This is a genomic window from Vibrio sp. 10N.261.51.C6, from assembly GCF_041471785.1.
Lineage (GTDB): Bacteria > Pseudomonadota > Gammaproteobacteria > Enterobacterales > Vibrionaceae > Vibrio > Vibrio crassostreae_C.
Genome location: NZ_JBFRPB010000019.1, coordinates 121,594 through 147,800, shown reverse-complemented (window position 1 = coordinate 147,800; position 26,207 = coordinate 121,594). Strand labels below are relative to the sequence as shown.

Below are 26,207 nucleotides of genomic sequence, written 5' to 3'. Positions count from 1 at the left end.
TATTAAATAAATAGCATTCAAAGATTTGGAGAATACAGAATGAAAACAATAGGAAACATCATTTGGTTTCTGTTCGGTGGCGTATTTATGGGACTAGCTTGGTGGTTCTTCGGACTGCTCGCATTCCTAACCATCGTTGGTATTCCATGGGGTAGAGCGTGTTTCGTTATGGGTAACTTCTCATTCTTCCCATTTGGTCAGGAAGCGATTTCGCGTGACGAGCTAACCAATGAAATGGACATCGGCACGAGCCCGCTAGGCGTGATTGGTAACGTGATTTGGTTCTTATTTGCGGGTATCTGGCTAGCGATTGGTCACATCATGTCAGCTGTGGCGTGTTTCATTACCATCATCGGTATTCCGTTCGCGATTCAGCACCTTAAATTAGCGGTTATCTCGCTGGCGCCAATCGGTAAGACGGTTGTCGATAAACGTGAAGCAGAAGCGGCGCGAGTAAGAAACTACAAGGGTTAAGACTACAGTTTAAGCCTTATATAGAACTGAAAAAGCACATCACATGATGTGCTTTTTTGTGCCTCGTTTTCTATCTAACGATGCCCCAATCTCACAAACACTCACTAGACATTGTTGAACAAGACTTCAAGCCTAAGGGTGATGTTGGCTTCTTCCGTGTGTTTCTCGTAAGGCTCTCGTTCCCACTGGTAACGCGGGGTGACCTCGTAAAACAGCCATTCCTTCCATACATTTTCTCTATACGTTACAGACACTTGCGAATATTCGTTGTGGTTATACGGTTCGCTGGTCGCGGTTATCGTGGCGCTGTATTACAGAGCTTGGTCTTGAGAAAGGTAATGGTACAAGGTAATGCCCGTACCATACTCCCAGCCTTTGAGGTCATCGTTATAGCCAGCAAAGTTAGACCAACGCGCTAAGAAATCGTCACTCAAAGAGAGGTCAAAATCGATATCAGTGATCTCTCCCGTCTCTTTCTTCTCTTGATACACACGTTGGGTTAGCCGGAATACTGCATCTGTGGTGAGCGGGTAGGTAAAACGATAGCGAGCCTCTATTCTTGGGCGTAATGTCGCTTTGATATTGAAACTACTGTAACCCTTGGCATAGGCGTCATAACGAAGGCCAAGTGCATTTTCTAACTCTTCAGAATCTTGTGGGAAGAAGTCTAAGAATTCTTCATCGCCAACAGACTCGTAGATTAGCTTAAGCCTTTTGCTGACAAAGGGTAAATGCAGGCGTGCGTTGAGCTTGGTGGAATAATCCACGTCACCGCCCTCAGAATAGATGAAATCATTATACCAACGTACAGAGGTTCCGGCTCTGGCGTCCTCGGTAATACGGTCATCCACAAAGAAGTTATCGAACCATATTGCGGGCTGACAAAACTTGCTGTTTAGGTAGTGGTAAGCTTTTTCGACGCGCGTGTCTTCTAACGGTTGGCTGTGACACTCATCCTGTTCCTCCGCGAAGGCAGAGTGGGAAACGAGCGATGCTAATAATGAGGAGTTAACTATCCAACGACTCAATGGAACCTGTTTGTCATTCTATGTATCAATAGTTTGACTATAACTAAGCAGTTATGACAATGCGACTTTTAAAGAGATTTATCTTAATCAGTGGCTATTCAAAACAGAGACTTGAATAACATATGGCAGGTAAAGAAAACGGGCTCAGTAGGTGAGCCCGTTTGTCGATAAGTTTATAAGTGACTTAATGGCAGATTACATTGCCGCTTCGAAAATCGCAGAGATTTCTTCGTGGGTCGCTTGTTTAGGATTAGTAAAACCACATGCGTCTTTCAGTGCGTTGTCAGACAGAGTAGGGATATCTTCTAGCTTCGCACCAAGTTGCGCGATACCTGTTGGGATGTTCACGTCATTTGCTAGTTGAACAATTGCTTCGATCGCAGCTTCTGCACCTTGCTCTGGTGACATACCTTCAACGTTAACGCCCATTGCTTTTGCAACATCACGTAGACGCTCAGGACAAACTTGCGCGTTGTAGCGTTGAACGTGTGGTAGCAAGATAGCATTACACACACCGTGTGGAAGATCGTAGAAGCCGCCTAGCTGATGCGCCATCGCATGAACATAACCTAGTGACGCGTTGTTGAACGCCATACCCGCCATGAACTGTGCGTAAGCCATTTGTTCACGTGCTTCAATGTCTTCGCCGTGCGCTACTGCCGTTCTTAGGTGAGCTTGTACAAGTTCAATGGCTTTAATCGCTACAGCGTCTGTAATTGGTGTCGCTGCGATAGAAACGTAAGCTTCGATTGCGTGTGTTAGCGCATCCATACCTGTTGCAGCAGTCAGTGATGCAGGCTTAGCAAGCATTAGTTCAGGATCGTTTACTGAAATAAGCGGTGTTGTGTGCTTATCAACGATAGCCATCTTAATGTGGCGCTCTTCATCAGTGATGATGCAGAAACGTGTCATTTCTGAAGCGGTGCCCGCAGTCGTGTTGATAGCGATAAGAGGCATCATTGGCTTTTCAGATTGATCGACACCTTCGTAGTCTGCAATCTTGCCGCCGTTAGAAGCAACCAGAGCAATGCCTTTTGCACAGTCGTGTGGAGAACCGCCACCTAGAGAAACAACGAAATCACAATCGTTGTCAGTCAGCAATTCAAGACCATCGTTAACGTTCGTGATGGTTGGGTTTGGTTGAGTGCCATCGAATACAACTGCGTCTACGCCTCGCTGGCTAAGAAGGTCTTGTACCTGCTTAACTACACCAATTTGATTCAAGATCTTATCAGTTACGATCAGACCTTTTTTAAAGCCTTGAGACTGAATACTATCAGCAGCATCCTTCAGACAGCCAGTACCCATGAAGTTGATTGTAGGGATGTAAAATGCAGTAGACATTGGAAAACTCCGTTAATTATGATTTTTAATTTCCTACATGTTGTCGGCATTCAAGTGGTCGACCATTGATCTGGAACAACTTTGATTCCGAACTACCACTTTCTAGTTATTGGTTGTGATAGGGCTCATATAGCAATCGTTTTTATGGTTTTCTGATGTGTATATTGTCAGTTATGGATAGCGAATGATTGATAGAATTATGGCCAGTATGTAGCTCTATAACCATGAAAAATAAGGTTATTCAGACAGTGAAGGTTCGCGTTCTTCTGTTGTTAGCTCTTGAACAGAATCAGCACAGCACTCAATCTGAGTTTCTGGTTGCTCCGGCGAATCTGACGCCTCTAGTGGCTCTTCATCGTAGTATTTGACCAGGAATGGGGTGAGCATGACGGATGATGGTAAGAAGTGTTTCATAGTACCTCCCGGTACAGTTCATGTATTTCCTTTATGGTATTGGTTTAATATGTGGCAAAATTTGCGATACATCATGACTTGCTGCTTGTTTTCTATAAATTCTTAGAACTATATTCAGGCTCACAAAAATGGTAGTAGAATGCTCACTTAACCGTGAGGTTAGGAAAGAACAAAATATAAATACGGCTCGATAGCGCGAATAATAGGACAGATAATGAAGTACGATTGGATATTCTTTGATGCGGATGAAACCTTGTTCCACTTTGACGCTTTTCAAGGAATGAAGCTAATGTTCTCACGTTTTGGTGTGGATTTTAGCGAGCAGGATTATTCAGTTTATCAAGAAGTTAACCTACCACTATGGGTAGACTATCAAGATGGCCGAATTACGGCTGATCAACTGAAGCACACACGCTTCGAAAGCTGGGCTGAAAAGTTAGAAACGACGACTGCAGAATTAAACAGCGCATTTCTAACAGCAATGGCGGACATCTGTTCTTTGCTACCAGGTGCAAAAGAGCTAATGGAATCGTTACAAGGCAAAGTGAACATGGGCATTATTACCAATGGCTTCACTGAGCTGCAATCGATCCGTTTAGAGCGCACTGGCATGACTGATTACTTCGAACACGTGATCATTTCTGAAGAAGTCGGTGTTGCTAAGCCAGATGCTGAGATCTTTGAACATGCACACAAGCTGGTTGGCCTGCCAGCAAAGCAGCGCATTTTGATGGTGGGTGATAACCCACACTCTGATATTTTAGGTGGCTTAGACTTTGGTATCGAGACCTGTTGGTTAAACAGTCAAGAAAAGGCGACGCCAGAAGGTATTAACCCTCATTATCAAGTGAAGTCTTTGGCTGAGCTGCAAGCACTTCTGCTAGCGTAACGGCTAACCAACTTTAGCTTTATTCGTTGGTCACTAGTAGCCGAGTACAATTCTGTTCTCGGCTACTTAATTTCTACAGGTTTCACTTTTCGATAGTGGTACTCAAGCACATTTATGCTTTAAGCTGCCACGATAACCACTCATAACAAATAGAAGGAATAAGCGTGCTGAAATCTCATCGCCATAGCTGCTACGGCATTGCTGCCATTTTACTATGGAGCTGCTTAATTGCATTGTCTCGTAGTGTGTCAGAGCAACTGGGCCCAATCGGTGGTGCGGCCAGCCTTTACACGGTGAGTGCGCTGTTGTTGATCTGTGTTATGGGTCTACCAAAGCTGTCACGCTTTTCTAAGTCTTATTTGCTGATTGGCGGCACCTTGTTCGTTTGTTATGAGATCTTCTTGGCTCTGGCTTTAGGAATGGCAAACAATAGACATCAAGCCTTGGAAATGGCTGTCATCAACTACTTATGGCCAGCACTGACGGTGTTATTTGCGGTGCTGCTGAGCGACAAGAAAATTAACTGGTTGGTTTACCCAAGTATCTTCTTGGCCTTCTTTGGCGTCGCTTGGAGCATCAGCGGCGATCAGGGGCTTTCTGTTGAACAAATCGCTGCCAATGTTGCTACTAACCCAAAAACTTATTCAATGGCGTTTTTCGGCGCGATTATTTGGGCGGTTTACTGTAATTACACTCAGAAAGTGGCGAAAGGGCAGAATGCGATTGTGTTGTTCTTTATCGCAACGGCAATCACCTTGTGGATCAAATACGCATTGAGTAACGAAACCGGCATGGTGATGACAACCAGTGCTGCGATTGACTTAGTGTTGGCAGGCGTGTGTATGGGCGCAGGTTACGCGCTTTGGAATACAGCGATACTTGGCGGCAATATGGTCTTCTTGGCGACCATGTCGTATTTCACGCCTATTTTTGCGACCTTACTGTCTTCTATTATTTTGGGTTTGTCATTGAGCATGATGTTTTGGCAGGGCGTTTGTATGGTAACGATTGGCTCTTTAGCTTGCTGGTGGGTAACCAGAGACAAAAAGCCGACGGTTACGGCGTCGGCTTCTAAAAAGGTTCAATCAGAGTCTTAGTCAGCGAGAGGTTGATTGGTTAGCTCTTGGTTCTTAACTCTCGACTCTTAACTCGCGATATTGAGATTCAATTGAAGCTCATAAGGCATCTTCGATAAGCGTCGCTTAAGTTGGCGGCGCGTACGTTCAATATCATCGACCGCAATCGCTTGTTGGCCGTTGATATGAATATCAACATTGATTCGTAATTCTGGACCAACCTTAGTCACACCCATCAGCTCCAAATCTTGCTCAGCTTCTTTGTCTACCGCGACAACGTTCTTATCTACCGCATCACAAATATCTTTGTTTGCCGACATCATAAGCAGTTCGCGCATCGCCTCACGTAACATGTCGAAAGGCACTTTGATGAAGTAGAAAGACATTAGCAACATCATCATTGGGTCGGCATATACTGCGTATGATGCAAGAGGTGAGAATGTCATTGCCCACGCTACGACGAAACCAGCCGTTACCGCGACACTCAATAGTGTATCCATCTGCCACTGTTTAGACTCAGCCTGAATCAGACCTGAAGAAATACGTTTACTCTTATTCGCGATGTACCACCAAGCGTAACCACAACCCAGTACGTTGAAAATACCAAACAGAGTTGCGATAGAAGCATCAACTTCACGGCCACCCGTCATTAGGGCACCAATCGCAGAGTAAAGTGAATAACCAACCACAAGAAGAATCACAACGGCTTTAATCGCAATCACAATCGGCTCGATGATAGCTCGACCAAACGGGAACTCAGTGTCCGAAGGGCGATTGATGTATTTCGAGGCAGCTAGTGACAATAAAGTTAACAGTAAGCTGATAAGAGAATAGACACCGTCAAATACTATGACCAGAGAGCCAACGAGAAGACCCAACACCAATCCGCCAATTGCGAAGCCCGATGCTAAAAGGGCTGAGAACAATAGTACTCGATTTTCGTTTTGGCTTTTCCTGTCACACATAATATTTTCCAGATGTTTTTGATAACTTCATTGTTCTAATAATGAGCTAACTTTACAAACTTTATCTGATGATGTTTATATGTCTTATTTAATTTGAACATATAAATCAATAAAATTCAGTGACTTAAGATCAGGGCGTGGTGTCAATAAAGTTGACGTTGAGTGTTTTTTGGTGATGGTGTGCAACTGAAATAGGATCGTTTATGATTAATAAAACACATTAGTCGCTAAGGTCTTATTGGTCTTCTAGATTTGACTGCGACTGCGATGGACAAGGAGTGAATCAATATGAAGTTTGACGATATCAGTGATAATGAGTTGTGGGCGATTGCTAACCCGATCATGGATAATCTGATGGATGGTTCAACTAAGGTTGATCATGAACAGCACTGTCGAGATTTTACTCAAAGGATGAAAGACATTGTTACGCCAGAATATTTAGAAAAGGTGTGTCACCATTATCAGCACAGTAATGGCTTTTTTGCTGAGCGTGAGCAAGTTACTTTATTTAGACGTTCAGACTCCATCGCCTTTGTGTGGAAACAAGCTTACACCATCGCTAAAGGTGAGTTTGTCGCCGAAATGGTATTGGTTGAAGAAGACGGACGCTACTTAGTGGATCACGTGATGGTTTTTTAGAAGCGGTGTTGTTCGTGATTTTGCCCTTTGCCCTTTGCCCTTTGCCATAGGCGATAAGCAATAAGCGCGAGCTAAAAATCAAACAAGTAATCACTAAGCTGGTCGGCCAACCAATTCATTCCTGGGTGCTCTGCCATGCCAGCTGCGGTAAACATACAGTAGTCTTCTTGTGTTAAACCGTAGGTGTGTTTGATCACGGCAAGCTCTTGTTCACGCAGTAAATGGCGAATCAATGGCTCAGGCATTACGCCCCATGCTTCTTCACGTAGAATCGTATCCAACATAAAGTCGAAGCTAGAGAAGCCAATGTAACGACGCGAGAAGGGCTCAAGCTCAGGATTATCCTTTTCATTAAGATAAACCATGGTTGCTTGCATCGAATTTCTCAGTACTTCATCAGACACTCGTCGCATCGCACTCAAATCATGTCCTTTCTTACATACAGACATCATTCGAATCTTACCAAGCGGGTTGTAGATAATTCTTGGGTCATCGACGCGTTCGTAATCGACACCAAATGCGAAGTCGACTTGCTGAGTTTCAACTAGATTAGCTAAGTCACCGCTCGATGCGAGAACGAAGTTGAATGAGGTAGAAGGGTACTTGTTATTTAAGGCGTGAGATAAGTCCTGCCACATTTCATCGGGTAGGGAGTCATCTCGTGCTATCCAAATTTCTGCGTTGAATTCGCCCGAAACATGCAAGCAGGTTTGTTTAATACGCGCGGCTGTCACCAACATGCCTTCGCAATCTTTGTAAATCGCTTTACCCGCTTCTGAAAGCTCAACGTGGTTTCCGCTGCGGACGAACAGCTCGACATCTAACTCTTTTTCCAAGGCTTTAATCGACATGCTGAGTTTGGTTCGGTTGCATTCTAACTGGCGTGCAGCTTCAGAAACTGATCCTAAATCAGCAACGGAACAAAAGGCTTGGACTTGAGAAAGGTTCATTTCATTTCCATATTGAGCGGGGGTTGGTGCATATTATCTGAATATTGTGCTGACTATCTTAGAAATAGTCCATCTTTGCATGATAACTCTATGACGAATTGACTAATTTGGTTTACTCTGGGGAAGTTCCGAACCTACAAGAAGTAAAGATGGAGGCCATGATGGCGAAACAATGGGACGAATACGCCGTTGATTGGGATAAAGATCCCGCAACTGCAGTATTCGCACAATCCGTATTTGACCAGTTAACACAGCTCGTTGATTTAAACGGAACCCGTGTCCTTGATTTTGGTTGTGGTACAGGACTACTCAGCCAGAAAATATCTCCTTTAGCAAAAGAGATCATCGCACTTGATATCTCTGAAGGGATGATTGAAGAGTTAGATAAGAAAGAGTTACCTAACGTTGAACCGGTAGTTGATATTTTATCGCGCGGACTTGCAGCGCAGCATCCAGCATTCAGAAACCAGTTTGACCTAGTGGTAGCCTCTTCGGTGTGTGGTTTTATCCCGAACCTACAAGACACAGTCAGTCTGATTTACACGCTGCTTGAAAACGACGGTACGTTTGTACACTGGGATTGGTACTTGGAAAGCGACAGTGAAGACTACGGTGTAAGCCAACAGCGCTCAGAAAATGTATTGAGTGCAGCGGGCTTTGCAGTAGTTGAAGTCTCTACACCGTTCTCGATTGACACTCCACAAGGAGAGTTAAAGGTATTAATGGGTGTTGGACGTAAACAAGCGCTTCCAGATCTGTAATCGTGTGTATGCCTTGAGCTAGCATTCAGAATGCTCATTTAAACTACTAAACCCACATTAACGACTCTAACGTCAGTTATGTGGGTTTTCTCTTTTTGGCGCTATCGTTTTAAACAGAACGAATTAGCGCTTTCTCATTTCTTCACTACTAACTCTGGTTTCTCTATTTCTCTATTTCTCTGTTTCTCATCTCGCTCATAGAAAACTCAACACCGCTAATTTACAAATTATTTATTTCCATTTTGGAAATGTAGTCTTGCATACATTTCATTAGTGGAAATATAACGGTGAGATATAAAATAAGCCCATAACAACACTAAGGGTTTAATCATGAGCCACCAATCTGCGTCATCTACTTCTTCACCACTTTCAGAGCAACAACAACGCTTTAGCAATATCATTTCAGATGCCAACCTGTCACCAAAACAGAAGTCGAGCTATCTTGCCTTAGAAGCTGAAGCCAGCTTACCGTATATGCCGGTAAGCAAAGAAGTAGAGCAAGCCTTACAACAAGGTGTGCTGTGTGACATGTTTGAAGGGCACGCCCCATTTAAGCCGCGCTATGTACTTCCAGATTATTCTAAATACTTACATCAAGGCTCAGAGTATTTAGAGCTTAGCGCGGCAACCAACTTCGATGAAGCATTGAACATGCTTACCATCCTTTACCACCATGTTCCGTCTGTCACTTCAATTCCGGTTTACCTAGGTCAGTTGGATGATGTGTTGATGCCTTTCGTGGGCGACTTAACAGAAGAGCAGGTATACCAAAAGATTAAGCTGTTCTGGATCATGTTGGATCGCACACTGCCAGACGCCTTTATGCATGTGAATATCGGCCCGACAGACAACATTATCTGCCGTACGATTTTACGTGTAGACGCTGAATTGAAGCAGATCGCGCCAAACTTAACCTTTATGTACGACCCAGCCTTGACACCTGATGATCTACTTCGTCATGCGGCGAGCAACATCTGTGAATGCAGTAAACCACATATTGCAAACTATCCAGCGCATGCCGAGGCTTACGGCGATAAGCGTTTTGGTATTGTGAGCTGCTACAACTCTCTGCCGTTAGCGGGTGGTTCAAACACCTTGGTGCGTATGAACCTTAAGCAAGTGGCGTTGAAGTCTGAGGACAGTGCTGATTTCTTACAACAAGTACTGCCGAACTACAGTGGCATCATGGTTGAGTTGATGAACGCTCGTAGCCGCTTCTTGCATGAAGAGTCTAACTTCTTCGAAGGTTTCCTGACCAAAGAAGGCCTTATCGAAGAAGATCGCTTTGCGCCAATGTTTGGTATTTATGGCATGGCGGAAGCAGTCAACATCTTGATGGAGAAAGAGGGCCAAGCAGGGCGCTATGGTCACGATGAACAGGCAAATCAGCTTGGTCACCGTATCTCCGAAAAACTGGCTGAGATCGTTGAACGCTCTGACGTGAAGTATGGGTTAGAAGGTAAAGCTCTGCTGCATGCTCAAGGCGGTATTAGCTTAGATGAAGATGTGACGCCGGGTGTCCGTATTCCTTATGGTACCGAACCGGATCCTGTCTCTTACGTTCGTGCAACCGCGGGTCACCATAAGTTCTACACCTCGGGCATCAGTGACATTCTGACCATCGACGAAACAGTGAAATCTAACCCTGAAGCGATGTTCAACTTGTGTAAAGGCGCGATTCAAGCGGGTTACCGAGAGTTCACGGCTAACGTTGCATCAAATGATTTGGTTCGTGTCACGGGTTACATGATTAAGCTATCTGACATTGCCAAATATGACGAGCAAGGCTCACGCACCAATACCACCTTTTTAGGTGCCGAAGCTGCGAAGAACACGGGCATATTAGAGCGTAAACCACGCGTGGCGAGTTTAGAGATGTCGCCGACATACGAATAGCTTTAACGTGCGTGCGTTATGTGTATGGTGCGTTTCGAATACGAACAATGTGAATTATGAAAATTTCTGATCTAACAACTCAAATGGCTAGGGTTAAAAATAATAAGACAGAAAAACAAGCGAAGGTCAGCCGTGTGCTGACCTTTTCTTGTGTTGATGGACCGGGAAATCGCCTAGTGCTGTTTCTACAAGGGTGCAATTTCGATTGTATAACCTGCCATAACCCACACACTATTAATCACTGTAACCATTGCGGAGACTGCATTAGCGGCTGTCCAAGCCGTGCTTTAAGCATGGTTGATGGCAAAGTGAAGTGGGACCCAGCAGCTTGCACCAACTGCGATAAGTGCATTGATATCTGCGACCATAAGTCGAGCCCGAAAATTACCACAATGACGGTCTCAGAGGTTCTGGAGCTTGTCAGGCATAATCAGTTTTTCTTGAGTGGCATTACCGTTTCTGGCGGTGAAGCGACCATGCAGTTGCCGTTTATCATAGAGCTGTTTCAAGCGATTAAACGTGATCCACAGTTAGCGCATCTCACGTGTTTTATTGATAGTAATGGTTCGCTGTCACTTCAAGGGTGGGACAAGGTGTTGCCTTATCTTGATGGCGCGATGATTGACTTAAAATCATGGCAATCGGAAACACATCAATGGTTAGTGGGTAGAGGTAATCATAGGGTGTTTGAAACCATTAACTACTTAGCAGATAAAGGAAAACTGCACGAAGTTAGGTTGCTACATATCCCAAATAAAAGCGATCTTGAGGACGAAATTGAACAAGTGGGGCGTTACTTGAAGACTCTACCAAGTGATGTTCGAATTCGACTCAATGCGTTTCAGCATCATGGTGTCATTGGCGACGCGTTAGATTGGCCGAAATGCACCGAAAAACAGATGCAGAGCTTTCACGATAAGCTCTACACCATAGTTCAAAGACCGATGCAAACTCCTGAGGTTTATACCTAGTCTTTAGATTTCTTAGGCGGTCAATCAGGCTTCTAAGAACGTTAACTTTCTAAAGATATTAAGTCTCTAAAAATATTAAGCTTCTAAAAACAGGTCACACAACCATTTGATCGCTTGATCATTCATGTTGGGTTTATTCCACACCAAGCTGTACGCCACCTTACCGTAATCAAAAGGCAAGGGCTTGCTCACTAAGCCCTGAGCTTGTTTAGCATGCTCAGCCCACTGTTTAGAGCAAGTGAACAGGAAAGGTGTGTGGTGACACAACACAGCCGCAGCGCCGAAGTCCGCGACCGATATTGCCATCTCTCTTGGTTGGTGGCATTGAACCAAGTTTTGTTCAAAGTAAGGCTGAGACAGTTCGTTATCTAAAATCCCAATGTGCTTGTAATCTAAGTAGCCTTCTACCGTCAGTTCTTGCTGAGCGAGAGGGTGGTGTGCGCCCATCAAACAAACCATTTCATCTGGAAGAATTGTTTCCCAAACCAGCTCTTTGTTATCGGTCGGCGGCTGAGATATATCATGAGGCAACAAGATCAAATTGACCTTGCCACTGAGTAAAGCATCGAAGCCGAGCTGTTGTTTCGAATAGATGTTGAGCTTCGCGTTTGGCGCCAGTTCAGTAGTGATTTTACTTATCTTAGAGGCAAATACTTCGAAGGTACTTTCACGCATCGAAAGTGAAAAACTGCCTTGGTACTCTTGAGGGGTAAAACTCTTTTGATGAAGCAGTCCATTCATGCTTGAAAGAATTGCGTGAACAGTGGGCGCTATCTTCAGAGCAAAGGGAGTCGGGATAAGCTTGGTACCATCTCGATAGAAAAGCTCATCATTCAGGATGTCACGCAACTGAGACAGGGTTTTGCTTACACTCGAAGGGCTGACACAGAGTTGCTCTGAGGTCTGAGTGACGCTGTGGGTGTTCAGCATAATATGAAGCGCAGTGAGGTGCTTAAGGCTCACCCTAGATAAGTGTAAGTAATCCATTTATGACTCACGCATTCAGATTGGCTTGTGATTTTGCATGAACGACAAAATCGAACAAGCCAAATTGGATAAAGGTTATTTACGAGCTAGCTTATGGTGCGCTCGTGAAAAGTGGCCTGCGCAAAATGCGCCCACAATCGATAGTTCACCCGCTAAACACAGTGCAGCACAAACTTCAGCTAGGGCTTGTGATTTACCGTTACCATGCAGCCCAAGTAAATCTAAACAGGCTTTTTGACTTGGCAAGCCAGTACCACCGCCGACAGTCCCCACCATTAGGTTAGGCAGTGTCACGCTAGCGTATAAACCGCCTTCTTTGTTGAGTTCCATACGCGTCATACCAATCGCTGACTCGGCGACACAGGCCGCGTCTTGGCCACAAGCGATGTAAAGTGCCGCCAGTGCATTCGCATAATGGGCGTTGATACCGATAGTGCCGCTCAAAGCGCCACCGACTGTGGTCATTTGGCCAAACTGGACCATCTTCTCTGGTGTCGTGTGTAGGTACTTCGCGACAAGCTCTGCAGGGATATTAACCTCAGCAGTTACCTTTTTGCCACGAACGCTGCGCAAGGTTTGGGTATTGGCTTTCTTATCGCCTGACAAGTTGCCATCAAGGAAAGCGTGGTCAGGCTTAACTGGCGTATTTTCGATGATGTACTCAAACACGGCATTGGTTGCGATGGTCACCATATTCTGACCAGAAGCGTCTCCGGTTAGAAATTCGAACACCAAGTAAACATGGTTACCTTCGATGTTGATATTAATGTCGGTCAGCTTGCCGTGTGATGTTGTTGATTCTGCCAAGATCTTGAACTGGTCATACTGAGTCACAGCCCAAGCCACAAACTGTCCGGCTTCAACTAATCCTTGAAATGCAAAGCCAGGAGTACGTGTTACGCCTTCATTGAGCAACATAGCACTTGCGCCACCACAAGCCGTAATCAGCTTAGAACCACGGTTATAAGACGCGACAAGCGCAGCTTCTGTGGTCGCGAGTGGTACGAGGTAATCGCCCGTAGCAAATAGGCCATTGACTCTTAAAGGGCCAGATATTCCCACAGGGACTTTAACGGTGCCAATAAAGTGCTCAATGTTTTTCTCATAAGCTTGGAACTGACTTTGTGTATGAGGGTCGAGCAGTTCTTGCTGTGAATCTGCATTATCGAGCGCTGTCCAGCGACGTGTGAGATTCTTTTCTGTCAGGTAGGGGCTAGGTGTCAGCTTATTTACTGGCTTTTCAAAATGAGGCTGAAGCTTTTTTTCTAATTCGTCTGCGGAGATGTCGCCTCCTAAAATAGAAACATAGTCACGGCGATGCAGATTTAGTTTTGGCATAAATAGTATGAAGTAAAGTTTGTGCAGCAAATTGGTTTGCGCTGATTCTACCGAGTAATAAACCAGAAACAAGCGCCTGATATAATGAGTTACAGTTTGTGTGGTTGTTGAAGCAAAAAGCAGCGAAGTTTCGCGAAATATAGGCTGTATTTGAGCGAAATTTAGATATGAATGTCGAGATGGCTACCGATGGCTTCGTTTTGACGATCAACCACACTTGCACCAACGCGGTTATAACTTGCGCTTTGTGTCAGTTTAATCAAGGAATCGGTTGAAGATGAAGCAGGTTCAGGTTCTTTGTCTTTAAAGGAAATGGCTTGTTCAGGCTCTATTTGATTAAAGCTGAGATCGCTAGCTTCGAAAGTGTCGTCGGATTCTAGAGCGTGTTTGGAGGCTTGGTTGAGCTCGATTGCGGCTTCTTCAGCCATGTTGGTGGATTGCTGAATAATGGCGTAACCAGATTGAATACCAGATATCGACATATCAGAACCTTTTATTGACGTATGGAATGAGTCTAGGCGGACGATATTTTGAGCGCAATGGTGAACAGATGAAATTTATGGTGAAAATGTGAACTTAAGCTAAATTAGTGATGTCTGTCTATTAACTGAACAGGTCATTTAGCGCGTTTAACTCTTCATCAGTAAGCAAAGAAGGCTTCTCTGTTTCGAGGTTGCCGTCGATCTCACCCTGAAGTGCTTTTAATTGTTGTGGGCTAAGAAGCTGTATTTGCTGCTTAAATGCTTCAAATTGCTGTGTATTCATAGTGTGACCTTTGTTCAAATTCATATGCTCTTTAGAGCATAGCCTACTGATTCAGGAAATCAAACAAGATTAAGTGAATTTTAAATGATGTTTGAAGTTTCTTGAAACTAAGACAACTATAAATTCCTGTGGTCGTTTTTTGTCCGAGAAATGTTAGGAAAAGTTAAGGCTTGGTCAATCAAAGTCAGAAAATTCCTACAATGTAAAAATGCCTTCAACCCTTGTGGCACAAGGGTAGGTAAGTAATTGCTCTACCCAATTAGGGGTATGGGTAAAGCAATGTATAAATATTTGTGATGATCAAAAGATAAGCAATTGGCGTTATCTTTTTGTTTTTACGGTATTTTGTTTGTTGCTCAAGAAGCTTCTGTTTCAAACGACTTGTCGATCTTAACCTTAACTGCAAACTTGGTCGCTAAGGTATGCAGTTCTGGAAGCATGCGATAGATCAAATGGAGCTGTTGTAGAACCATTTTGACAGAATTCTCATCTTCTTCTCGCCATTCACTCAAACGTTTATCCAGCTCCGGGTCATAAGCGTTTTTCACTTCACAATGCTCTTTATGAGAATAGAGCTGATCATTTAGAGCGTCGAGATGCTGGTGGATTACTCTGTGCGCATCTAGCACCAGTTTGTGTGTCGCTTCATCATCAATACGCGTTCTGTGAGCACCCAGAGCCGAGATATAGCTAAGCAGAGCATGATTGAGTGTTAAGAATCGGAAGCTCTCATCTTCAGAGGTACGGTACTTACCCGGTTCAACCAACATGCTACTGATGGCGGCAGTCAGGTTTGCGTCATTATTATGAGCGCTACGACGAGCGATACGATAGTTTAGGCTATCTTTCTTACCGACACGGTATTGGCCGATGATCTGAGCGAGATAGTTCTTGTTGGAATCGAGCGCATCCGCCATCACTTTGTGCAGTCGCTTCGATTGCCAATCAGGCAACACATAAATGACAGCAAGCACGGCGAGAGCACAACCAATAAAGGTATCCGCTAACCTTGGCAATACTACCGCGTAGCCTTCACCTAATTGGTTAAAGCAGAAGAGCACAAGCAGTGTGATAAAGCCGGTCGCAAACCCGTAGTTATTGATTCGAAACGCAAAGAACATCACGCCACTGATCACAATGAACACTAATTGGCTCTCTTGCGACGGGAAGAAAGTCAGTAACGGTACTCCGATCAATAAGCCTGCGACCGTGCCAATGACACGCGCCGTCAGTTTTTGACGGGTTGCACTGTAGTTTGGCTGACACACAAACAGTGTCGTCAGTAGAATCCAATAACCTCGTTCGATATCAAAACCCTGGATAATCCCGTAGCCCAGCGTCAAAGTGATCGCCATGCGAATCGCGTGGCGGAATAGCATAGAATCGGTGTGCAAGTTAGCTTTGATCTTGTGCCACATTGCCGTCAAAGTATGAGGGTTGGTATCGTTCAATACACCTTCTTCAATCTTCTCTGCATCTGGGTTGCTGATATTCGAGAGCTGTTTTTCAACGGTTGCTAGGTTATTGAATAAGTAATCCAACTGGTTCAGCAGTGATTTCCATTTAGGATTATTCTGTTGGTGCAGATGATTGAGCGAAGACATCAGCTCATCGAGTGCCAATACAGACTTGTCACCATGCTGGTATTCAGCGCCAACTTTCAACGAGCTCGCCACTTCTTTACACGCAGTGGCCTGCGCTTCCAGTAGATACTTAAATCGAAACAACACGTCAGAGCGTTCAAAGTGTTTTGCTAGCTCTTGATAACGATAATGGCTTGAGCTTACGCGTTCATGAATATCTTGTGCGATAAAGTAGGTGTTAAGAAATCGGTCACTAGGGCCGTCAATGTGTCCGCGCTTAGAGCGGTTAAGTAGCGTCGCCTTACACATGTTGAGTGCGTTAACGGTACTCGCGTTGAGTTTGGCTTCAATGATTCGGTGTGGCTGGGGAATCAAGTCAGAAACGGGGTAGAAGAGTTCCGCTTTTGAATCGATGTAGTTACCGATTTGATCGAATACCGTGGCTAAGTTTTGCTGCACGGGTTGCATTGGCCACACTATCTGCCAAATCATCGACATGAAGTAGTACCAAGCGGCGCCAGTTAACAGTAGAAGCGGTTGAAACCAAAGGTTGGTGCTCTCGTGTGCACCAAGCATGGTATAGATGGCAACCAAGAGAGAACCAAACGCGATACTCGCGTATTTAGGGCCAATTGCCCCGAGAATGATAAAAAAGAAGGTTGAAACAAAAAGCCCTATCGCGAACAGCCAAGGCGTATCGAAGAGAAGCTCAATAGAGAAAGCCGCAACGGCGAAACAGATAAAGGTCAGCGTGAGTGCTTTCAAGCGCCCGGTAAAGCTGTCATCACTTTCCGCAAGAGCCGCAGCAATAACGCCTAAGATCAAAGGCGTGATCAGTGTGTTTTGTCCATAATACCAAGCAGGCACCACCACGCCGAGCAGAGTGATGAGAATTAATACGCTGTAATTTATGGTTTTATTCGCCCAATAGAGGCGTAATTTGGCTGAAAAGTCCACAGTCGCTCACTTGACACACTAAAAACCATAATCCTAACAGAAATCAAGCACAAGAATTTGATACTTATCCATAATTGCCCGTAGGTGGTCATGAAAGCGTCGATAAGATATGAGATATTATTAATTCTCATTGCATCATGATATAAATTCAATATTCCCAATTAAGAGCACACTCCAATGCAGCTAAGCGCTAACAAGACTGCACAGTTTTTTATTCAAAATGAATATCATCAGGTTGAACTTGATGGTCCACGCTTGCTGTTATCTTCAGTAGGCAGTGAAGAGCGTATCCCATTTACTATTTGGAGTGGCAAGATCGCGATAAAGCGCGGATTGTTCTGGGGATCGCTACAATTTTTTGCTAATCAACAAGATGGAACACAGCGCAGTTGGTTAGTACAAGGCTTACCTTGGGATCAATGCCGTCAATTTGCACGCGCGTCAGTTAGTGCTTATCAGAAGTGGCACGACACTCAATGTGAACAATTGGCTGAACACGTACCTCAGTGGGAAGCTGAATTAACACGTCTTGAGCAATTACCAGCCTTTCTACCGCATTCTAAGGTCAACACTTGGGTTGATATGGTCAACTCAGGCTTAGAGAGTATGACAATGACGCTAGAAGAGGCCGCACAACGCATGCCAAACCGAATCGCAAGAATGCAGCCATGGTTATCTGAAACGGAAATCAAGCAAGCTGAAAGAAACCAGCAATGGCTAGAGACCGAGCGAAAAAACTGGGAAGTGTTGTTTGCGCAATGTGAGTCGTCACCACTGAACTTATCGCAGCAATATGCGGTGTTGATGAATGATGATCACAACCTTATTTTAGCGGGTGCAGGCTCGGGTAAAACCAGTGTTCTAACGGCTCGCGTCGCGTATTTACTGCAAAGCCATCAAGCTCAAGCTGAAGAGTTGCTATTGCTCGCTTTTGGTCGTGAAGCGGCAGAAGAGATGAAGCAACGTCTCGACAGCAAAATTGGTTTATCAGCAGAGAAGGTGCAAGTCAGCACTTTCCACCAGTTGGGTTTAAAGATACTGAATCAAGTTGAACCCGAACGTGTGGTTATTTCTCCTTTAGCGCTCGATGACAACCAACGCCAAGCATGGTGCATTGATTGGTTGAAGAAGCACTGGATGACACCGACCAACTTTAAACGTTGGCAAAAGCATTTGTCTAAATGGCCAATCGCTTATTTAACCGGTGACGATGAGCTTGGTAGCCACGTTTCAAACCTCAAATTGATCGGTTGGCTTGAAAAGCAGCTAGAACAGTTGAATGCGTCGGGCTTAACGAAAAAAGAAGTACAGCAACAGCTGATTGATCATCGAGACTATACGCGCCTCAACAGCGAACTGTCACTGTGTTGGCCATGTGTAACCGCGTGGCAAAAGGAGCTGAAAGAACAGAATCATATCGACTTCTCAATCATGATCAGCCGAGCGACCCAGTATGTCGAGAAGGGCAAGTTTATCTCACCTTGGAAGTTCATCATGATCGATGAGTACCAAGACATCTCACCTGATCGTCTTGCCTTGGTTGAAGCACTGTGTAATCAGTCTAAAGCCGAGCATCAAGCCTCTATTTTTGCAGTAGGCGATGACTGGCAGTCGATTTACCAGTTTGCAGGTGCGGATGTGGATTTGACCACGGGCTTTAAGGATCGTTTTGAAAGCTCGACCATTCATCACCTAGATACGACTTACCGCTTTAACAATCAGTTAGGTGCGGTGGCTAATCGCTTTGTACAAGAAAACCCAATTCAGATTCCGAAAGAACTGAACAGCTTCAAGCAACAGAAGCAGAAGGCGGTGTACAGTGCGCCAAGTAAAGAAGTTGAGAAGATTCTTGATCAACTGAACCGTCAATCCAAAGGCAAAACCAATAAATCGGTGCTGCTACTTGGACGTAATCATTACCACAAGCCAGAGTTGTTGGAAGACTGGAAGAAGATCTTCACTTCCATTGATATCAAGTTCATGACTTGCCACGGCAGTAAAGGTAAAGAGGCGGACTTTGTCATTATTCTTTGTGTTGACGAAGGACAGTTCCCGACCAAGAAGAAACAGCTGCATATTGATGGCGCATTGACTGAATCATCAGACGCGTTCCCTTATGCTGAAGAGCGTCGTTTATTCTATGTAGCAATGACGCGGGCAAAAGAGAAAGTATGGATCACGCACAGTGGCGACGGCTCTGGCTTTGTGCAGGAGCTGCATGGTTCTGATTACCCAGTTGTTCGTAAAAAGTGATGTTACTTGACTTGATTGTCTAAGATTAGATCTTCAATCCCTGCCTTAATATCACAAGGTAGACGCATAAAGCATAAGGAATTTGCTATGGAACACGGCTCTATTAACTACATTGAATTTGCTGCGAAAGACATCTCAGCAACTAAGGCGTTTTTCAGCCAAGTGTTTGGTTGGAGCTTTGAAGACTATGGCCCTGAGTATTCTGCGTTTGAAGGCAAAGGCTTAATGGGCGGCTTCTATTTGGCGGATCTGGCGTCGAATACGGATAATGGCGCGGCGCTGATGGTTTTTTATAGCCAAGATCTTGAGCAAACCGAGCGCGATGTAATTGATGCTGGTGGTCAGATAAACCGTGAGATCTTTAGCTTTCCCGGCGGCAGACGTTTCCATTTCAGAGAGCCAAGTGGCAACGAGATGGCAGTGTGGAGCGATAAGTAGAGAGACTCTCGCACTGTTTTATGATTGAACTGTTTAATGTCTGAAAACGAGACATAAAAAAGCCTGCGATAAAATGCAGGCTTTTTAGTCTGTTCAGTAGAGAGCACATTTAACGTGCGATTACGTGCGCTCAGCTAGGTACGCTTCGTAGTCTGGGATCTCGATGATTACTTCTTCTTCAAGCAGTGAAGAGTTAAACAAGAAATTAGCGGTAGCGCGGTTAGTGGCCACAGGAATGTTCCAAACACTTGCGATACGAAGCAGTGCTTTTACGTCTGGGTCATGTGGTACAGCATTAAGTGGATCCCAGAAGAAAATCAGCATATCGATCTTGCCTTCAGAGATAAGCGCGCCAAGTTGTTGGTCACCGCCCATAGGGCCGCTGATCATGCTCTTGATTGCTAAGTCTGTCTCTTTACTTAGTATAGAACCAGTCGTGCCCGTTGCGTAAAGGAAGTGCTTTTGTAGTTTTTCTTTGTTCTCTTTGACCCATCTTAGTAGCTCAGGTTTGAAGTGGTCATGAGCGACCAAAGCGATATGCTTATGTGTTGGCATAGTACGCGTCGTTTTTTGCATGAATGTTCCCTAAATTGTTGTTTCGTTTTTATTGTTTTGAGTTCTTCAGCCAATATAGCACTAAGGATTCACACTGAATACCGGACGAAACTCAGAAGGTGACAATGAGTCGGCGATAATTTGATCTTTGAGAGTTGCAGGTGTCAGCGCTTCGATAATCGGTGCGCTGTGTTGCTCGTAAGGTTGACCGCGTAAGTAACTCGTGGCTTGTTTTACCGACAAGCGACCTTGCTCAACCATTTTATCTGTTGGCGCAAAAAGTACCTTGTTACGGAGTAAACCACGGTAGGTTCCGTGACTTAAGTAACTCGAAATTAACCCAATCTCTTCGGTTTTATCGGCCGCTCGTAGCTCACTGATCGCTGCTTCAATCGCGACGGCACTTCCGACTATATATTGGATATCAGGTTCTTCTATCACCTGCTGTACTAGATTTCTTTGAAGTTCTTTATCGTTATCTGCCCAATAGCTGATCGCAATTTTGATATCACTCGACTTGATCGCATCATAAAACCCCAGTGCTACAGGCTTAGTGCCGCCACTCGCTTGTGGGCCAAGTAACAGGGCGATAGGTGTTTCGCCTGATCCTTTCGGGTGTCGTTTCGACAAAAAATCTCCGACTTGGTATCCCATTTGGTACCAATCGACACCGACCGTACCTTTTAATACCTTCTGTTGTTCTTCATTGACGGTTAACTCATTTACCGTAGCAAACACAGGCGTCGAGCCAACCCAATCGCTGAGATTGTCATGATACGCATCGGGTGAAACCGTACCTAAAATAATGGCATCGGCTCCCCATTGCGTGCAAAGCACCAGTTGCGAGGCTTGTTTGGCCACGTTGGGGTAACCGCCAGCTTCCAATACTCTTAGCTCAACTTGCTGCTTTTCTGCTTCAGAGATCATTCCATAGTTTACCGACAACCAATAAGAGTCTTTGAGGTGCGGATAAATGGCACAGATTTTCTCTTTTTGTGATGTGGCTTCGGCTGGTTTTATTGGGCTCAAAGGCTCGCTAGCCCCTGAGACAGTGGTTACTGAGCACAGTAGTGAGAGAAGAATTATTGAAGCGAAAGGTCTAGATAGCATGAATTGCCGTTTTATTGGTTTTAGATAAGAAACACTGCAAAATATAGCGTATTCTGCATGGGTAAAGAAGAACGTTTTAAGGTTTAGAGTTTATGTTGTTAGCTTCAGCGAGTATTGGACGCAAGCTGCTGGCCTCATTCTTAGTGATGGCACTGTTGGTTCTATTGTCTGCATTGATCGGTGTTTCTGGTTTTAGCTTTGTAGCCAAAACGGAAAGAAACGTCGTTGATTCGGCGCTTCCTGCCATGATCGAAGCTCGTCAGGTTTCTGAGTTGAGTAACCGTATTATTTCGTCAGTACAAACACTTTCTAATGCGAGAAACGAAGCTGAAAGAAAAGAGGCTGGCACCGTACTGTTTGACCAACTTGAGTCGCTTCTTCAACATATCAAAGAGCTTGGTGTCGACAGTTTCGATTCTCAGCTCCTCAATAAACTCGAAAACAATGTTCAAAGCGTTATTAACACACTGGCTGAGTTGGGTGTGTCGGTTGAGCGTAAGCTTTGGTTAAGCAAAGAGTTGTCGTCTCGTGTCGAAGAGATGCGCCTATTGGCCGAAGAGCTAGAGCAGTTGACGCGAACCCAAGTTTTGAACACGGCTACCATTGCGGTTGCTAACGTCACGCATATCTATGACCTGCTAGAAACCAAAGAAACGGATAAAGCCTACCAAGCCTTAGATGCGCTTGTAGAGGTTGACCTTGATTTGTCTGAGCGCCTACACGAATTGCATTTGCTGGCGTTCAAAATGCTTAACCAAATTGAAGAAACGCAAACCGTTACCAACGTAGAGCGTATTCATCAAATCCAATCAGAATTTGAATCCAACCTAAGAATCATGGCGCGCCGCGTTAAAGCGGTCGAAGATCCTACTCGTTCAGCGCAGATGTCTCAGCTTCTAGAAGAGCTCAGAAAACGCCAAGTCGTGTTCGATATTTCATTAGAACAATATGAGAACACCAAAAAGTCAGAGTTTCTGATGCAAAATACGTTGGAGCTGTTCTCTCAGCTGAATACAACGGTTAACCAACTGGTTGATGATTCAAACCGCAGTACCAAAAAAGCGGTTGATGAGCTGACCAGCACGTTGAATTTGGCTCAATGGTCACTGTCTGTGATTTCGGTTATTGGTTTGGTTATCGTTGCATTTATCGTGTGGCGAGTGGTGTATATCTCGGTTGTTAAACGTCTTACTGAATACTCATCGGCCTTGATGTCTATCGCACAAGGTCGCCTGAATATTGATATCTCGGTAAAGGGTAATGATGAGCTGGCTCATATGGGCGAGGCGATCATCACTGCCAGAAACACCGCGCAGGCGCTACAAGTGGTTGCGGTGGGTGAAGCAAAGGCGAAACGCGAACTTGAAGAGCACAAAGAACACTTAGAAGAGTTGGTCACAGACCGAACCTACCAGCTGCAAAAGACCAATGAGAAGCTGAACATCGAGGTAGGGAACCACGCTAAGGCTCGTAACGCCGCAGAACAAGCAAGCCGCGCAAAATCCGCTTTCCTTGCGACGATGAGTCATGAAATACGAACGCCGATGAACGGTGTATTAGGTACTGCAAGATTGCTCAAAGATACCGGGTTAGACCCGCTGCAATCCGGCTATGCAGACATCATTAACCGCAGCGGTAAGAACCTACTCGCGATTTTGAATGACGTGTTGGATTACTCAAAGATTGAAGCAGGGCATTTAGAAATCCGCACTGCTTCGTTTGATCTTCATCAGATGGTTCAAGATACCTACCAATTGATGGAAGGGCGTGCCGCTGAGAAGAAGCTGAACTTTGATTTCCATATTGAAAGTGATGTGCAACGCTATTGGCGTGGTGACGTAACGCGAATCAGCCAAATCTTGAATAATTTGGTCGGTAACGCGATTAAGTTTACGGAAAGTGGCTCGGTCGATATCTTTATCAGCTTAGATATCGAAGATGAAAATCGAGTGATGTTTGAAGTGTCAGATACAGGTGTCGGTATTGATGCTAGCGAACAAGCTTGTCTGTTTGATGCCTTTACCCAAACCGATAGCGGTCGCAACAAAACCGGCGGCACAGGGCTTGGATTAGCGATCAGTAAAAGCATCATGTTGGCAATGAACGGGGATATTGGCGTTCATTCTGAAGAAGGCGAGGGTAGCCAGTTTTGGTTCTCACTGCCACTTGAAGCCGGTGAGAAGATAGAAACGAAAGTACCGGTCATTGAAGCGTGTATTCGAGCTAAAGTACTTCTGATTGAAGATAACCCCGTAAACTGCATCGTTGCTGAAGGCTTCTTGCATAACTTGGGGCACGAGGTTGTGATTGCGACAACCGGACAAGAAGCGAGAGCCATATTCAGTGAGCAAGAGTTCGATATTGCGCTGGTGGACATTAACTTACCCGACTGCGATGGCGTCGAGTTAATTCAACAACTCAAAGACGATGCGCTTCAGCATAAAAGTGAAGAAGACGTAATTCGAAAAGTACCCCCAATGATCGCAGTATCGGCTCATGTGTTTAACGAAGAAGTGGAAAGCTATTTGTCGTCTGGCTTTGATGGATTCTTACCTAAGCCGTTAGAGAAGGAAGCATTATCGGAATTGATTGTTGAGCAGTTGGACGGTCACACGCTGTTGCTGCCTCAGCCGGATCCGTCAGATGCTGTTTGCTGTCAGCTAAACTCTAAACCTCAGGAAACCGAGCTAGACTTATCAGCATTGGCATTTGCAAGCTCGACACAACGAGCAAACCAAGACGCGGAACATAATCAAGGAGAACCGATTGTGCAGATGATTAACCCTAAGATTATCAAAGACGACTTGGCCATTCTCGGTCGAGAAAAAATAGTGCAGATTGTTGGGTTGTTTGACCAAAGCAGCCAAGTCACTCTCGATGAACTGATTGTGGCAAGTGCCGCTGACAACGCTCGTGAAATTAAGTCTTTAGCTCATAAACTGAAAGGGTCTGCCGGCAGCCTAGGATTATCTGCACTGTTTGCTTTATGCCAGAGCATTGAAGCGAGCGAGGATCCATTACTTCAATATCGCGATAATGCAGACTCATTACCTGAATTGGTGAAAGACTCGTTAGCAGCGCTCCGAGAGCAACTATAGAGTGGCTATTGGGCGGAAAGCCCCAAAATAAGAACAGAAAACAAAAAGCAGGCTATTTCTCCGTTTTAATATGAAGAAGTGACCTGCTTTTTTATTGTCGAATAAGAATCTAAGTAAGGCTTTCAAGGAACGGCTCTAAGCCATCTTGATATGTCCAGCAGCTTTGATCTTAACGTGAACCATATTGCCTTGTAGGTAGCTTAATGGAATCTCGCTGCGTTCAATGATCGCGACATTATCGCTGCATGCGCCAGCTTCAATCGCCAGTTGCTTTGATTGCGCTTCCAAGCCCTTTAAGGTCTCTTCACGTGATGCTGGGTCAATCGGTACGATCTTATCGAATTGACCTGATATTTCACCCAACGCAACACCAATCGCATTAGCCACTTCAAAGTGCTCAGGACGAACCACTTGGCTCACGCCTTCAAAATGATCTGGGAATAGGGCACTACCACCACCAACCATGATTACGGGTACACTCGCCGCAGAGGTCTTCATCTTATCGATGCCTTCTTCAACATCCGTGACCATTTGTTGATAAATCTTGCTTGCTTGTTCGGCTGAAACACCAATCTCATCACTCAGTTGATGTTCTGCCTGCCACTGCATTTGTCCTGTTTTGAGTGCAATATCGGTGAGCGTAAGTTCATCACCACCAAAGCTACGCGCCGTTTGCGTCAAGGTATGGCCAATACTTTCTGGGCCTAGCTCTATACGCTGCTGTTCAAAGCGAACCTTGGTACCACCACCAATGGCTAACGCCAAAATATCAGGCATACGGAAGTTGGTTCTCACTTCACCGATTTCTACTGCTAAGCTCGATTCTCTTGGGTAGCCGTGAGTCAGTACGCCGATATCAGACGTAGTGCCGCCCACATCGACCACAATCGCGTCTTTTAACTTAGTTAAGTGACTCGCTCCACGAATCGAGTTTGTTGGCCCACAAGCCACGGTAAGAATCGGGTACATCAATGCGAACTGCTGTGACATCAGTGTTCCGTCGTTCTGACCGAAATAAGGCGTGGTGTGGATTTCATGATTGATGAGTGCACTGCAAAAGCCGTCAACGAATCGTTTTGCTGTCCCTTGCAGAGCCGCATTGAGGATAGTGGCGTTCTCACGCTCTAAAAGCCCTAAACTGCCCACTTTATGGGATAACGATAGGTTCACGCCCGGAAGTTCTTGTTGAATCCATTCTGCTGCTTGAAGCTCCTGGTCGCCGTTGACGGGAGAGAACACTCCGCAGATAGCAATGGAATCCACTTGGCCTTTCATTTTCTGGCAAAGCTCGCGGATCTCAGACTCTTGAATGTTGGCAATCAACTGGCCGTCATATTCATAGCCGCCGTGTGCTTGGTAGAAGTGCTGACCAAGCAGGTTTTGCCACGCTTCACTCCAACCACAAAGGGGCGGGACGCTATCACCACTGGGAAGCGCTAAGCGAATCATGCCGACTCTGTCTAAGCCTTTTCGTTCAACGATTGCGTTGGTGCATTGAGTCGTGCCAAGCATCGCGTGTTTCACTTGCTGACCATCAATGTTTGCTTGGTTTAATAGCGCAGAAATCGCGTTGTCGATCCCTGTTGAAACATCATGTGTGGTTGCGGTTTTTACTTTGGCAATCACATTTAAGTCTGCGTCGAGCAGCACACCGTCGGTATTGGTGCCACCTACGTCAATACCAAGGCGGCAGTAATCAAGCGTAATGTTTGTCAT

22 protein-coding genes and 1 pseudogene are annotated in these 26,207 nt (G+C 45.1%); 10 read left to right on the top strand and 13 right to left on the bottom strand.

All coding sequences use genetic code 11. The features are described from left to right. Window positions 1-39: 39 nt before the first annotated feature. A complete protein-coding gene (locus AB4375_RS04985) occupies window positions 40-474 on the top strand; it encodes a YccF domain-containing protein (protein ID WP_004730224.1) in 435 nt (144 codons plus the stop codon). A gap of 104 nt (window positions 475-578) precedes the next feature. Here the strand turns inward: AB4375_RS04985 and AB4375_RS04980 are convergent. The 3 genes and pseudogenes from AB4375_RS04980 to AB4375_RS04970 form a co-directional block, all read right to left on the bottom strand. After that, window positions 579-1,502, bottom strand: a pseudogene (locus AB4375_RS04980) (hypothetical protein). 195 nt (window positions 1,503-1,697) lie between these two features. Then, entirely contained in the window at window positions 1,698-2,846 is a 1,149-nt protein-coding gene (yiaY, locus tag AB4375_RS04975) for an L-threonine dehydrogenase (protein ID WP_017069430.1), read from the bottom strand. 237 nt (window positions 2,847-3,083) lie between these two features. Next, window positions 3,084-3,260: a hypothetical protein gene (locus AB4375_RS04970; protein WP_372051128.1), complete on the bottom strand. Its 177-nt coding sequence runs from the start codon at window positions 3,258-3,260 to the stop codon at window positions 3,084-3,086. 214 nt (window positions 3,261-3,474) lie between these two features. Here AB4375_RS04970 and yjjG point away from each other — a divergent pair, with 214 nt between their 5' ends. Together yjjG and yddG are read left to right on the top strand one after the other, a co-directional pair. Further along, window positions 3,475-4,149 carry a pyrimidine 5'-nucleotidase gene (gene yjjG / locus AB4375_RS04965; RefSeq protein WP_004740299.1) on the top strand — a complete coding sequence of 225 codons (675 nt, stop codon included), beginning with the start codon at window positions 3,475-3,477 and terminating at the stop codon, window positions 4,147-4,149. Between the two features lie 164 nt (window positions 4,150-4,313). Beyond that, window positions 4,314-5,246 carry an aromatic amino acid DMT transporter YddG gene (yddG, locus tag AB4375_RS04960; protein WP_372051127.1) on the top strand — a complete coding sequence of 311 codons (933 nt, stop codon included), beginning with the start codon at window positions 4,314-4,316 and terminating at the stop codon, window positions 5,244-5,246. Window positions 5,247-5,293: 47 nt separating this feature from the next. Here yddG and AB4375_RS04955 read toward each other — a convergent pair whose 3' ends face one another. After that, window positions 5,294-6,190 (bottom strand): cation diffusion facilitator family transporter, encoded by an 897-nt coding sequence (locus AB4375_RS04955; protein ID WP_372051126.1) that lies wholly within the window; start codon window positions 6,188-6,190, stop codon window positions 5,294-5,296. Window positions 6,191-6,478: 288 nt separating this feature from the next. Between AB4375_RS04955 and AB4375_RS04950 the strand changes: the two genes are divergently transcribed. Next, complete coding sequence (locus AB4375_RS04950) at window positions 6,479-6,829, top strand: hypothetical protein (RefSeq protein WP_017065904.1); 351 nt, start codon at window positions 6,479-6,481, stop codon at window positions 6,827-6,829. A gap of 71 nt (window positions 6,830-6,900) precedes the next feature. Here the strand turns inward: AB4375_RS04950 and AB4375_RS04945 are convergent, their stop codons facing one another. Beyond that, the gene (locus AB4375_RS04945) at window positions 6,901-7,779 is read right to left on the bottom strand and encodes a LysR family transcriptional regulator (protein WP_016797108.1); all 879 of its coding nucleotides are present in this window, start codon (window positions 7,777-7,779) and stop codon (window positions 6,901-6,903) included. A 161-nt stretch (window positions 7,780-7,940) separates the two neighbouring features. Here AB4375_RS04945 and AB4375_RS04940 point away from each other — a divergent pair, with 161 nt between their 5' ends. The 3 genes from AB4375_RS04940 to AB4375_RS04930 all read left to right on the top strand — a co-directional run bounded on the left by AB4375_RS04940 (window position 7,941) and on the right by AB4375_RS04930 (window position 11,407). Beyond that, the gene (locus AB4375_RS04940) at window positions 7,941-8,540 is read left to right on the top strand and encodes a class I SAM-dependent methyltransferase (protein ID WP_017064785.1); all 600 of its coding nucleotides are present in this window, start codon (window positions 7,941-7,943) and stop codon (window positions 8,538-8,540) included. Window positions 8,541-8,870: 330 nt separating this feature from the next. Next, window positions 8,871-10,436 (top strand): YjjI family glycine radical enzyme, encoded by a 1,566-nt coding sequence (locus AB4375_RS04935; RefSeq protein ID WP_372051125.1) that lies wholly within the window; start codon window positions 8,871-8,873, stop codon window positions 10,434-10,436. A gap of 56 nt (window positions 10,437-10,492) precedes the next feature. Next, window positions 10,493-11,407 carry a YjjW family glycine radical enzyme activase gene (locus AB4375_RS04930; RefSeq protein WP_136977910.1) on the top strand — a complete coding sequence of 305 codons (915 nt, stop codon included), beginning with the start codon at window positions 10,493-10,495 and terminating at the stop codon, window positions 11,405-11,407. Between the two features lie 75 nt (window positions 11,408-11,482). Here AB4375_RS04930 and AB4375_RS04925 read toward each other — a convergent pair whose 3' ends face one another. The 5 genes from AB4375_RS04925 to yccS all read right to left on the bottom strand — a co-directional run bounded on the left by AB4375_RS04925 (window position 11,483) and on the right by yccS (window position 17,037). After that, window positions 11,483-12,394: a LysR family transcriptional regulator gene (locus AB4375_RS04925; protein ID WP_017060895.1), complete on the bottom strand. Its 912-nt coding sequence runs from the start codon at window positions 12,392-12,394 to the stop codon at window positions 11,483-11,485. Between the two features lie 75 nt (window positions 12,395-12,469). Continuing rightward, the gene (locus AB4375_RS04920; protein ID WP_029235254.1) at window positions 12,470-13,732 is read right to left on the bottom strand and encodes a hydroxymethylglutaryl-CoA reductase; all 1,263 of its coding nucleotides are present in this window, start codon (window positions 13,730-13,732) and stop codon (window positions 12,470-12,472) included. A 161-nt stretch (window positions 13,733-13,893) separates the two neighbouring features. Further along, complete coding sequence (locus AB4375_RS04915; RefSeq protein ID WP_372051124.1) at window positions 13,894-14,214, bottom strand: hypothetical protein; 321 nt, start codon at window positions 14,212-14,214, stop codon at window positions 13,894-13,896. Between the two features lie 121 nt (window positions 14,215-14,335). After that, window positions 14,336-14,521, bottom strand: coding sequence for a hypothetical protein (locus tag AB4375_RS04910; protein WP_017064780.1), 186 nt, complete (start codon window positions 14,519-14,521; stop codon window positions 14,336-14,338). 332 nt (window positions 14,522-14,853) lie between these two features. Beyond that, on the bottom strand, window positions 14,854-17,037 hold the full coding sequence (yccS, locus tag AB4375_RS04905; RefSeq protein WP_136982148.1) for a YccS family putative transporter: 2,184 nt from the start codon (window positions 17,035-17,037) through the stop codon (window positions 14,854-14,856). A gap of 177 nt (window positions 17,038-17,214) precedes the next feature. Between yccS and helD the strand changes: the two genes are divergently transcribed. Together helD and AB4375_RS04895 are read left to right on the top strand one after the other, a co-directional pair. Beyond that, window positions 17,215-19,290, top strand: a complete 2,076-nt coding sequence (gene helD / locus AB4375_RS04900; protein WP_017064779.1) for a DNA helicase IV — start codon at window positions 17,215-17,217, stop codon at window positions 19,288-19,290. Window positions 19,291-19,377: 87 nt separating this feature from the next. Next, window positions 19,378-19,728 (top strand): VOC family protein, encoded by a 351-nt coding sequence (locus AB4375_RS04895; protein ID WP_017060889.1) that lies wholly within the window; start codon window positions 19,378-19,380, stop codon window positions 19,726-19,728. A gap of 120 nt (window positions 19,729-19,848) precedes the next feature. Here the strand turns inward: AB4375_RS04895 and AB4375_RS04890 are convergent, their stop codons facing one another. Then, entirely contained in the window at window positions 19,849-20,304 is a 456-nt protein-coding gene (locus AB4375_RS04890; RefSeq protein ID WP_372051123.1) for a methylglyoxal synthase, read from the bottom strand. Window positions 20,305-20,364: 60 nt separating this feature from the next. Continuing rightward, complete coding sequence (torT, locus tag AB4375_RS04885) at window positions 20,365-21,393, bottom strand: TMAO reductase system periplasmic protein TorT (protein WP_372051122.1); 1,029 nt, start codon at window positions 21,391-21,393, stop codon at window positions 20,365-20,367. Between the two features lie 92 nt (window positions 21,394-21,485). On the opposite strand from torT, the gene torS reads away from it, so the two are divergent. Then, the gene (torS, locus tag AB4375_RS04880; protein WP_017060885.1) at window positions 21,486-24,491 is read left to right on the top strand and encodes a TMAO reductase system sensor histidine kinase/response regulator TorS; all 3,006 of its coding nucleotides are present in this window, start codon (window positions 21,486-21,488) and stop codon (window positions 24,489-24,491) included. Between the two features lie 135 nt (window positions 24,492-24,626). On the opposite strand, the gene AB4375_RS04875 is transcribed toward torS, so the two are convergent. Continuing rightward, complete coding sequence (locus tag AB4375_RS04875) at window positions 24,627-26,207, bottom strand: hydantoinase/oxoprolinase N-terminal domain-containing protein (RefSeq protein WP_372051121.1); 1,581 nt, start codon at window positions 26,205-26,207, stop codon at window positions 24,627-24,629.

What these genes read in the sequence shown, in the direction of transcription:
- helD (WP_017064779.1), top strand. Translation starts at nt 17,215, where the DNA reads ATGCAGCTAAGCGCTAACAAGACTGCACAGTTTTTTATTCAAAATGAA.
- AB4375_RS04985 (WP_004730224.1), top strand. Translation starts at nt 40, where the DNA reads ATGAAAACAATAGGAAACATCATTTGGTTTCTGTTCGGTGGCGTATTT.
- AB4375_RS04955 (WP_372051126.1), bottom strand. Translation starts at nt 6,190, where the DNA reads ATGTGTGACAGGAAAAGCCAAAACGAAAATCGAGTACTATTGTTCTCA.
- AB4375_RS04940 (WP_017064785.1), top strand. Translation starts at nt 7,941, where the DNA reads ATGGCGAAACAATGGGACGAATACGCCGTTGATTGGGATAAAGATCCC.
- torS (WP_017060885.1), top strand. Translation starts at nt 21,486, where the DNA reads ATGTTGTTAGCTTCAGCGAGTATTGGACGCAAGCTGCTGGCCTCATTC.
- AB4375_RS04915 (WP_372051124.1), bottom strand. Translation starts at nt 14,214, where the DNA reads ATGTCGATATCTGGTATTCAATCTGGTTACGCCATTATTCAGCAATCC.
- yiaY (WP_017069430.1), bottom strand. Translation starts at nt 2,846, where the DNA reads ATGTCTACTGCATTTTACATCCCTACAATCAACTTCATGGGTACTGGC.
- AB4375_RS04895 (WP_017060889.1), top strand. Translation starts at nt 19,378, where the DNA reads ATGGAACACGGCTCTATTAACTACATTGAATTTGCTGCGAAAGACATC.
- yjjG (WP_004740299.1), top strand. Translation starts at nt 3,475, where the DNA reads ATGAAGTACGATTGGATATTCTTTGATGCGGATGAAACCTTGTTCCAC.
- AB4375_RS04910 (WP_017064780.1), bottom strand. Translation starts at nt 14,521, where the DNA reads ATGAATTTGAACAAAGGTCACACTATGAATACACAGCAATTTGAAGCA.
- AB4375_RS04950 (WP_017065904.1), top strand. Translation starts at nt 6,479, where the DNA reads ATGAAGTTTGACGATATCAGTGATAATGAGTTGTGGGCGATTGCTAAC.
- AB4375_RS04945 (WP_016797108.1), bottom strand. Translation starts at nt 7,779, where the DNA reads ATGAACCTTTCTCAAGTCCAAGCCTTTTGTTCCGTTGCTGATTTAGGA.
- AB4375_RS04935 (WP_372051125.1), top strand. Translation starts at nt 8,871, where the DNA reads ATGAGCCACCAATCTGCGTCATCTACTTCTTCACCACTTTCAGAGCAA.
- AB4375_RS04875 (WP_372051121.1), bottom strand. Translation starts at nt 26,207, where the DNA reads ATGACAAACATTACGCTTGATTACTGCCGCCTTGGTATTGACGTAGGT.
- AB4375_RS04930 (WP_136977910.1), top strand. Translation starts at nt 10,493, where the DNA reads ATGAAAATTTCTGATCTAACAACTCAAATGGCTAGGGTTAAAAATAAT.
- AB4375_RS04970 (WP_372051128.1), bottom strand. Translation starts at nt 3,260, where the DNA reads ATGAAACACTTCTTACCATCATCCGTCATGCTCACCCCATTCCTGGTC.
- AB4375_RS04890 (WP_372051123.1), bottom strand. Translation starts at nt 20,304, where the DNA reads ATGCAAAAAACGACGCGTACTATGCCAACACATAAGCATATCGCTTTG.
- AB4375_RS04920 (WP_029235254.1), bottom strand. Translation starts at nt 13,732, where the DNA reads ATGCCAAAACTAAATCTGCATCGCCGTGACTATGTTTCTATTTTAGGA.
- AB4375_RS04925 (WP_017060895.1), bottom strand. Translation starts at nt 12,394, where the DNA reads ATGGATTACTTACACTTATCTAGGGTGAGCCTTAAGCACCTCACTGCG.
- torT (WP_372051122.1), bottom strand. Translation starts at nt 21,393, where the DNA reads ATGCTATCTAGACCTTTCGCTTCAATAATTCTTCTCTCACTACTGTGC.